A 10,127-nucleotide genomic window follows, 5' to 3' on the forward strand; every position below is an offset into this window, starting at 1 on the left:
GCGGGTGCTCACCACGAGCCGCGAGCCGATCGGCGTGGACGGCGAGCGACTGTATCCGGTTCGCGCCTTGCGTCGAACAGCAGCCGGACCGGAACCCGGGTGTCCAGGGCCACGCCGAGGCGCGCGACCGCCTGGGTGGCGACCAGCGAGTTGCCGCCGAGCGCGAAGAAGTCGTCGTCCAGGCCGACCGGCCGATCGAGACCGAGGGTCTCGGCGAAGACGGTCGCGACACACTGCTCGGTCGGGGAGATCGGAGCGCGGAAGGCCCGCGCCTCGAATTCCGGTGCGGGCAGCGCCTTCCGGTCGAGTTTGCCGTTGGCGTTGACCGGCATCGCGTCCAGCACCACCGTGGCGGCGGGAACCATGTAGGACGGGAGGCGCGCACTGGTGTAGGTGCGCAACGCGTCCTGATCGATCGCGTCGGCGGCCGGCACCACGTAGGCGGCCAGCATGTCACCGGTGTGCGGGGTCGAGTGCAGCACGACCACGGCCTGTTCCACGGATTCGTGCGAGGCGAGGACGGCCTCGATCTCGCCGAGTTCGATGCGCAGGCCGCGCAGCTTCACCTGGAAATCACTGCGGCCCAGGTAGACCAGGTGTCCCTCGGCGTTCCACCGCACCAGATCGCCGGTGCGGTACATGCGCTCGCCGGTGCCGAAGGGGCTGGCCACGAAGCGTTCCGCGGTCAGGTCCGGGCGCCCGGCGTAGCCGCGCGCCAGCTGCGCACCCGCCAGATACAGCTCGCCCACCAGTCCGGGGGCGACCGGGTGCAGTCGCGAATCCAGCACGTAGGCATGGGTGTTCCAGACCGGCCCACCGATCGGGACGGCCCCGGACACGTCGGCCGGGACCGGCGCGGCGGTGGCGTGCACGGTGAATTCGGTGGGCCCGTACAGATTGTGCAGCTCGGCCGCGCTGATCGCCCGGAAGGCGTCCACGGCGTCGGAGGTGAAGGCCTCACCGGCGACCAGCAGCGCCCGCACCGAACCGAGGCGCTCGGGATCGGCGCTGCTCGCGAACATCCGCAGCATCGACGGGACGAACGAGGTGAGGGTGACGCCGTGCGCGGCGATGACGTCGGCCAGGTACAGCGGGTCGCGGTGGCCGTCGGGTGTGGCCACGACCATGCGGCCGCCGGAGGCCAACGGCCCGAACAGCTCCCACACCGAGACGTCGAAGGTCGCGGGGGTCTTGAACAGCACCACGTCCTCGGCGCCGAGCCCGTATTCGCCCGTGATCCAGCGGATCTGGTTCACCGCGGCGGCGTGCGGCACGGCGACGCCCTTGGGACGGCCGGTCGAACCCGAGGTGAAGATGACGTAGGCGATGTGCCCGGGGAGCAACGGCGCGCGACGTTCGGCGTCGGTGATCGGATGATCGCGGTAGCCCGCGACGTCGGTGGTGTCGACCTCGATCACGCGGCGGTCCCCGGCGTCGAAGCTGTCCCGCGAGGTGGTGAGTACGCAGACCGGATCGGCGGTGTCGAGGACGTAGGTGACGCGCTCGGCGGGCTGGTCCGGATCCAGCGGCACGTACGCGCCGCTGGCCGCCAGCACCGCGTAAGCGGCGATCACGAAGTCCGATGAACGCCGGATATGCAGTGCGACCAGCGATTCCGGGCCGACCCCGGCCGCGATCAGGTGTCGCGCCAGCTGGTTCACGCGCGCGGCGAACCCGGCGTAGGTGAGGCGCTCGCCGCCACTGACCAGGGCGACCGCCTCGGGTGTGCGCCACGCCTGCGCCTCGAACAGCGACGGGAGGGTCACCGGCGCCGACAGCCCGGCCGTGACATCCACCGCCGTGGCGTTCCACTCCGACAGCACCCGCCGGCGCTCGTCCTCGGCCAGCAGGTCGACATCGCCGACCGCCTGTTCCGGATCCGCGGCGACCGCGACCAGCGTGCGCCGCAGGCGCTGGGCCAGGCGGTCCATCGTCTCGGGATCGAACAGATCCGTGGCATAGGTGAAGGCGGCGGAGATGCCCTCGGCCGCGCCCTCCGCGGAGACCCGCTCGACCATGGTCAGATCCAGGTCGAATTTCGCGACCGGCACGGTCAGGTCGACGTTCGAGATGGTGACGCCGGGCAGCTCGAAGACGGCGGCGGTCATGTTCTGCAGGGTCATCGACACCTGGAACAACGGGTGGCGAGCCTGCGAGCGGGGCGGATCCAGCAGTTCCACGATCCGCTCGAACGGCGCGTCGGCGTGCTCGAAAGCCGACAGATCGGTGCGGCGGACCGCCGCGAGCAGGTCGGCGAAGGAGGTGTTCGGGTCGACCTCGGTGCGCAGCACCAGGGTGTTGACGAACATGCCGATGAGACCGTCCAGCGCGGCCTCGCCACGGCCCGCGATCGGTGCGCCGATGGCGATGTCGCGGGTGCCCGAGACGCGGGCCAACAGCACCGCGAAGGCCGCGTGCAGCACCATGAACAGAGTCGTGTTGTGCTGCTGCGCGATCCGGTTCAGCGCCGCGTGCACGTCGGCGTCGATATCGAAGCCGTGCGCGGCGCCACGACCCGAGGCGACCGCCGGCCGGGGGCGATCGGTGGGGAGTTCCAGTTGATCCGGCAGACCGTCCAGGGCGGTGCGCCAGTACTCGAACTGGCGCGCGAGAGACGAAGTGGGATCGTGTTCGTCACCCAGGACCTCACGCTGCCACAGCGTGTAATCCGCGTACTGCACCGGTAGCGGCGTCCACTGCGGCTCCTGCCCCTGGAGACGACCGAAGTAGGCCGTCATCAGGTCACGGGTCAGCGGACCACCGGAGAATCCGTCACCGGCGATGTGGTGCACCACGCACACCAGCACATGATCGTCCTCGGCCAACCGCAACAACCGCAGCCGCAACGGCGGCGCCACCGTCACATCGAACGGCGCGAACGCCACCTCCGAAACCACCTGCGCCACATCGGCTTCGGTGATCTGCGCGAGTGGCAGCGCCGGCATGGCGCCCGGCGCGTCGACGGCCATGATCAGCTGGTGGCCGACGCCCTCGTGCTCGGGGTAGTAGGTGCGCAACACCTCGTGCCGGGCCACCAGGTCGGCCACGGCGTCGCGCAGCGCCGGCACGTCCAGCGGGCCGGTGACGCGCAAGGCGGTGGGCAGGTTGTAGGTGGCGGCGGCGGGGTCGAGCCGGTTGAGGAACCACATGCGCTGCTGCGCGTAGGACAACGGGATCAGCTCGGGCCGCGGCATGGGCCGCAGCGGCGTCGCGGCCGAATCGGACGCCGCCGAATCGGCCAGCGCGCCCAGGGAATTCGCGAGTTCGGCGACCGTCGGGTGCTCGAACAGCGCCCGCACGGGGACGCGCGCGCCGATGGCCGCGCCCAGACGGGCCACCACCTGGGTGGCGTTGAGCGAGTTGCCGCCCAGTTCGAAGAAGTCGTCGTCGGCGCCGACCCGGTCGGCGCGCAGCACGTCGGCGAAGATCTCGGCCACGGTGCGCTCGGCGGCGGTGGCGGGCTCACGGTATTCGCGGGCCTGGAACTCCGGCACCGGCAGGGCCTTGCGGTCCAGCTTGCCGGACGCGTTGAGCGGCATGGCGTCCAGACGCACCACGGCCGAGGGGACCATGTACGACGGGACGGATTCGCGGGTGTACGCGAGCAGGTCCGCGTCGAAGCGCGGGGAGGCGGAGCGCACCTGGGCGCCGTCCTCGAGCACCACGTAGGCGACGAGGCGGTCGCCGGTCTCGCCGCGGACCAGGGAGACCGCGGCCCGGTGGACGGCCGGGTGGCCGAGCAGCACGGTCTCGATCTCGCCGAGTTCGATGCGCTGGCCGCGCAGCTTGATCTGGAAGTCGCTGCGGCCCAGGTATTCCAGGGCGTGACCGGCCCCGGACGGCACCCAGCGGACCACATCGCCGGTGCGGTAGAGCCGCTGCCCGCCCTCGTGGGCGACGAAGCGCTCGGCGGTCTGGGCGGGCGCGCCCAGGTAGCCGCGCGCCAATTGCACACCCGCGACGTAGAGTTCGCCGGCCGCGCCGAACGGCACCGGCCGCAGCTGGCGGTCCAGCACCAGGACGCGGGTGTTGGCGACGGGGCCGCCGATCGGCACCGCGACGCCGTGCGCGTGCTCGGCCGGATGGGCGGTGACCACGGTGGCCTCGGCGGGGCCGTACCAGTTCACGAGACGCGTATCCGGCAGGGCGGCGGCGAATTTCGCGGCGCTCTCGGCGGTGAGCGCCTCACCGGCGGCGAACACCCAGCGCAGCGACGGATGCCGCCGGGCGGCGCCGTCGAGGTAGGCGTCGAGCATGGACGGCACGAAATGCACCGAGGTGACGGCGTGCTCGTCGATCATGCGCGCGATGTAGGCCGGGTCGCGGTGCCCGTCCGGCTCGGCCACCACGACGGTCGCGCCGGTCTGCAGGGGCCAGAACAGCTCCCAGGTGGAGATGTCGAAGGTGATCGGCGTCTTGTGCAGCACCACATCGCCCGGGCGGTGCGGGTAGGTGCGCTGCGACCAGCGGAACTGGTTGGCCATCTGCCGGTGGGTGATCACCACGCCCTTGGGGCGGCCGGTGGAACCGGAGGTGTAGATGACGTAGGCGGTGTTGTCGGGCCGCACCGGCGCGGGCGCGACCTCGACGGTCAGGTCCGCGCCCGCGAGCGCGTCGCCCTCCCGTCGCCCCGCCGCCGCCCCCAACGGAATCGCTTCGCGATCCACAAAGTGCAGCGGCACACCCGAATCGGTGACGAAATCGTCGGCGGCGCGGGTCAATACGCACACCGGCGCGGACCCGGCCAGCACGTACTCGTTGCGCTCGGCCGGATGATCCGGATCCACCGGCACGTACGCGCCGCCGGAACGCAGCACCGCGTAGACCGCCACCACCAGGTCGATGGAGCGGCGCATGGCCACGGCCACCCGGGATTCGGCGCCGACGCCGCGCAGGGTGAGCTCCTGGGCGAGGCGGCGCGAGCGGGCGTCGAGCTCGGCGTAGGTCAGCGTGGTGCGGTCGAAGACGACCGCCGGGGCGTCGGGGGTCCGCGCCACCTGCGCGTCGAACAGGCTGAGCAGCGTCGAATCGTCTTGCAGCTCGGGCACGTCGGTCGCGTTGACCGCGGCGAGTTCGCGGCGTTCGCCGTCGAGCAGCGCGTCGATCGCCGACACCCGCGCCCGCGGGTCCGCCGCGATGCGGGACAGCAGCGCCGCGAGCCGGTCGGCGATGGCCTGCGCCGCGTCCTCGGTGAACAGGTCGCGCAGGTACTTCACGCCGAAGCTGAGGCCCCGGGCGCGCGGCTGCACCATGACGGTGAGCGGGTAGTGGGTGCCGTTGACGGCGGACGCGCCGAGGATGCCGGCGCCCTCGATCGGCGCGGCGGCGTCGTCGAGGGACTCCTCGTCGACCGGGAAGGAGGCGAAGACGACGAGGGAGTCGAAAAGCCCGTCGACTCCGGCGATCTCCTGGATCTCGCCCAGTCCGACGTGGTGGTGGTCGAGCAGGGCGGCCTGCTCGTCCTGCAGGTTCCGCAGCACCTGGGCGATGGTGTCGCCCGCGTTCAGCCGCACCCGCACCGGAATGGCGTTGAGGAACAGGCCGATCATGGTCTCGATGCCCGCCAGTTGCGGCGGGCGGCCGGACACGGTGGCCCCGAGGACCACGTCGTCGCGGTCGGTGCTGCGACCGATGAGCAGACCCCACGCGGCCTGCACGACGGTGTTGAGCGTGACGCCCGCGTCGTGCGCGACCTTGGTGAGGGCGGCGGTGTCGGCCTCCGACAGTGCGAAGCCGATTTCGCCGATGCCCGAGGTGATCTCATGCGACGGATCGACGGCGGCCAGCGGCGTGGGCTCGGTGAAGCCGTCCAGCGCCGCCCGCCACGCCGAGCGGGCCGCGCTGTGATCGCGGGCCGTCAGCCAGGCCAGGTAGTCGCGGTAGGGCCGCACCGCCGGGATCCGGGACGCGTCGCCGGCGGCGGCGTACAGCAGCAGCATGTCCTGAACCAGCAGCGGCATGGACCAGCCGTCGATGAGGATGTGGTGGCTGGTGACGCACAGGCGGAATCGGTCGGCCGCGGTGCGGAACAGGGTCACGCGCAGCAGCGGACCGGCGCTCATGTCGAAGTGCCGGGCCACATCGAAGGCCATCAGCCGGTCGGCTTCGGCCCGGGCCTCGGCGGGCTCGCGGTCGCTGAGATCGAGGTACTGCCAGGGCAATTCGACGTCATCGAGCACGACCTGCAGCGGATTGCCCGCGCTGTCCTCGGCGAAGACCACGCGCAGGTTCACGTGCCGGTCCAGCATGGCGCGGGCCGCGGCGTGCACGCGCGGGAGCTCGATCTCGCCCGCCAGGTCGAGGGCGAACTGCACCATGTAGGCGTCGACGGAGGATTCGGCCAGGCGGGCGTGGAACAGCATGCCCGACTGCAGCGGCGTGAGCGGCCACACCTCGGACATGGTCGGGTAGCGCTCGCGCAGCCGGGCCTCGTCCTCGGCGCTCAGCTCGACCAGCGGTCCGGTGGCGAGTTCCTCGGTGGCGGCGGCGTCCTCGACCGGCACCGCGATCTCGGCCAGCGCGGCCACGGTGCGGGCGGCGAACATCTCCCGGGGCTTGAAGCCCAGGCCCAACGCGCGCGCCCGCGACACGACCTGGATGGCGGTGATGGAATCCACGCCGAGCGTGAAGAAGTCGTCGTCGATGCCGACCCGGTCGACCTTCAGCACCTCGGTCAGCACCTGGGCGATGGCCTGCTGCGCCGGGGTCTCCGGCGCCCGGAAAGCGGTCTGCGACAGGACGGGTTCCGGCAGGGCGGCGCGGTCGAGTTTGCCGACGGGGGTCAGCGGGATCCGGTCCAGCACCATGATCGCGCCGGGCACCATGTGCGGCGGCAGTGAGCGCTCGGCCAGCGCGGCCAGTTCGTCGACGGACACCGTCGCGCCGGGCGCGGCATGGACGTAGGAGACCAGAACCGTTGCCCGGCCCTCGATCTCGTGGCCCACCGTGACCGCGAAATCGACGTCGTCGTGCCCGGCGAGCACGGCGTCGATTTCTTCCAGCTCGATCCGCAGGCCGCGGATCTTGACCTGGAAGTCATTGCGGCCCAGGTATTCCAGCTCACCGTCGCCGGTGACACGGACCAGGTCGCCGGTGCGGTACAGGCGGGAACCGTTCGACTCGAACGGGTTCGCGACGAATCGGGCCGCGGTCAGGTCCGGCCGCCCCACGTAGCCGCGCGCGAGCAGCGCACCGCCCACGTAGAGCTCGCCGGCCACGCCGGCGGGGACCGGTCGCAACCGCTCGTCCAGCACGTACACGGCCGCACCGCGCAGCGGACCGCCGATGGTGACCGGGCGTTCGGGTAGCAATTCGGCGCAGGTGGCCCAGATGGTGGTCTCGGTCGGGCCGTATCCGTTGAGCAATCGCCGCTGCCCACCCGCGATCGGCGCGGTCCAGCGCCGCACGATCTCCGGCGGGCAGGCCTCACCGGCGGCCAGGACCAGGCCGAGCGCGTCCAGACCGGCGGGGTCGACCGAGGCCAGGACGGACGGCGTGATCACCGCGTGGGTGACCGCCTCGCGAGCCAGCAAGGCCCGCAGATCGTCGCCGCCGTAGACCTCGGGCGCGCTGACCACCAGCGTCGCACCCGAGCCGACCGCCATGAGCAGCTCGAACACCGAGGCGTCGAACGACGGCGACGCCACGTGCAGCACCCGCGACTCGGTGGTGATGGCGAATCGTTCGCGCTGTTCGGCGGTCAGTGCCGCGAGCCCGGTGTGGGTGACCGCGACGCCCTTGGGCAGACCGGTCGAACCGGAGGTGTAGATGGTGTACGCCGGGTGCTCGGCGCGCAGCGGGCGAATCCGGTCGGCGTTGGTGATCGGATCCGCCGAATAGTGCTGTGCGGCCCGATCCAGTTCGTCGGCGTCGAGTTCCAGCCACGAGACCAGGCCGGGCAGCGCGGAGCGCCGCGCCTCGATGGTGAGGCCGAGCACCGCGCCGGAGTCGGAGAGCATGTGCCGCACCCGGTCGTCCGGGTAATTGGGGTCGACCGGGAGGAATCCGGCGCCGGTCTTGGCGACCGCCCAGACGGCCAGCACCGATTCCAGCGAGCGTGGCACCGCCACGGCCACCAGATCCTCGGGACCGACGCCGCGGTCGATGAGCAGGCGGGCCAGCCGGGTGGAACGCTCGTCGAGCTCCGCGTAGCCGAGCCGGGCGAGCGTGCGGCCCGCGTCGGCGACGATGATCGCGGTACCGTCCGGGTTCGCCTCGACCGCGGTGGCCAGCAGCTGCGGCAGGGTGGGCGAGGAAGGGCGACGGGTACGAGTGGGACGGACGCGGGCCGTGCGGGTCATGCCGCTACCGCCGCGAGCTCGTTGTTCCGGTCCCAGACCACCCGAATCATGCAGCTTGTCCTCATCCTGTCCGTATTGCTCAACACCGCGGCACCGAAGAAATCCATCGGATCCACGGAGACCGCGTTACTCGGCGCGGCGGGTAGCGGTGCCGTTCACCTCGACTCGGAGGTGAGGCCACCCGCCCGCTCCCTCAAGCAGTATTCAGTCTCGCGAGCGTGAGAGCCACTCCGGGCGCGTCACCAGCGGATCCATCGGGACGCGGACCTCGGGCAGCGCGCTGGCGGTGACGCCCGGCCATCGGGACGGGTCCGGCACGGTGTCCGCCACGATGGCTCGAAGATCCTCCGGCCGGGGGCGTCCGAGCTCGTTCAGGACGGTGTGCTCGGCGAACAGGTGGGTGACCCATTCCTCGTCGAGGGTCTCGGCGAGATCGGCGCCCGGGCCGGCCAGCACCATCGACGCGCCGGCGCTTCCGGAGGCGATGACCTCCAGTGCGGCGAGCGGATGATCCACCGCACCCGCCTGGTAGGTCCGTGATTCGAAGGTGAGGCCGGTGTCGCTCCGGATCCGCTGCACCAGGGCCGCCATCGTGTCGTAGCTCAGCGGGGTGCGACCGGGGCCGCTGAAGGCGATGTCGTCGCCGCGCAGGGCCCGGGTGCGATGCGCGTAGGTCACCGGCCCGGCGGATTCGGCGGCGATTTCGGCGGCCATGCCCGGGTCGTCGAGCGCGAGCCAGTCGATGCCGGACACCATGGTCGGCGTGCCGGTCGTCAGTCCGATCTTCATGTCCAGTCCGGCCGGGGGCAGGCGGTCCAGCGTGCCCAGCGGGACCACCGCGGCACCGGCCTTGAGCACCGCCCAGGTGGCCACGGCCCAGTCGACGCCGCGATCGAGCCGCAGGCCCACCCCGGTTCCGGGCCCGCAGCCACGTCCGATGAGGACCCGCGACAGCCGCGAGGAGCGCGCGTCGAGCTCGCGATACGACAGCGATGCCTCGCCCCGGACCAGGGCCGGTCCCTCGGGGTCGTCCTCGACCACGAGCGACAGCGAGCGCGGCAACGCGGCGCCGGGCGCGGTGGTGACCACCGCCGGGACGACGGGCGCGGGCTCGGCGCGGGACCGCACAGCCCGGTCCAGCAGCTCACGCATCGGGGTGCGGGGGTCGGCGGCGGCCGCGGCGAGCACCCGCATCAGTCCGGCGCCCAGTGCCTCGACGGTGGACTCGTCGAAAAGCGCCGGGGCATAGGTGAACACGACCGCGAGGTCGCCCGGTGCGCCGTCGGTGCCGGGCGGGTGGGCGTCGAGGCCGATCCGCAGATCGAACTCGGTGGCCGTCAGGCCGGCGTCCACCTCCGCGGCGATCAGTCCGGGCGCCTCGAATTCGGCCGGCTCGTGGTGCTGCGGCGTCAGCACGACCTGCACGAGTGACCGGGCATCGGGCGTGACCGCCTCGGCGACCCGTTCGAACGGCAGATCGGCGTTGTCGAAGGCCGACAGCGCGGTGTCGCGGGCCACGACCACCAGGTCGTCGAAACAGCCGGCGGGATCGACGGTGGCGCGCAGCGCGACAACGTTCTCGAACGCGCCGACCACGCCCGCCGTCACCCGCTCGACGCGGCCCGGCACGGCGGCGCCGGTGACGATGTCGGTGCCGCCGGACACCCGGGCCAGCAGAATCGTGACGGCCGCGTGCACGACCGTGAACAAGGACGCGTCCCGGCCGCGGGCGATGTGGTCGAGCCGGGCCCGGATCTCACCGGGCACCAGATAGTCGACCCGCGCGCTCGCGATGACCGGCCGGGCCGGGCGGGCCCGGTCGAGCGG

The 10,127-nt window shown here is 72.0% G+C and carries 1 protein-coding gene and 1 pseudogene; both read right to left on the reverse strand.

Going from position 1 to position 10,127, the window contains the following annotated elements:
* Positions 1–8: 8 nt before the first annotated feature.
* Positions 9–8,300, reverse strand: a pseudogene (locus tag ACWELJ_RS31235) (amino acid adenylation domain-containing protein); the annotation flags it as partial.
* A 204-nt stretch (positions 8,301–8,504) separates the two neighbouring features.
* A partial coding sequence (locus ACWELJ_RS31240; RefSeq protein WP_452369686.1) for a condensation domain-containing protein occupies positions 8,505–10,127 on the reverse strand: 1,623 nt, incomplete at its 5' end.

This window comes from Nocardia sp. NPDC004582 (assembly GCF_053602115.1).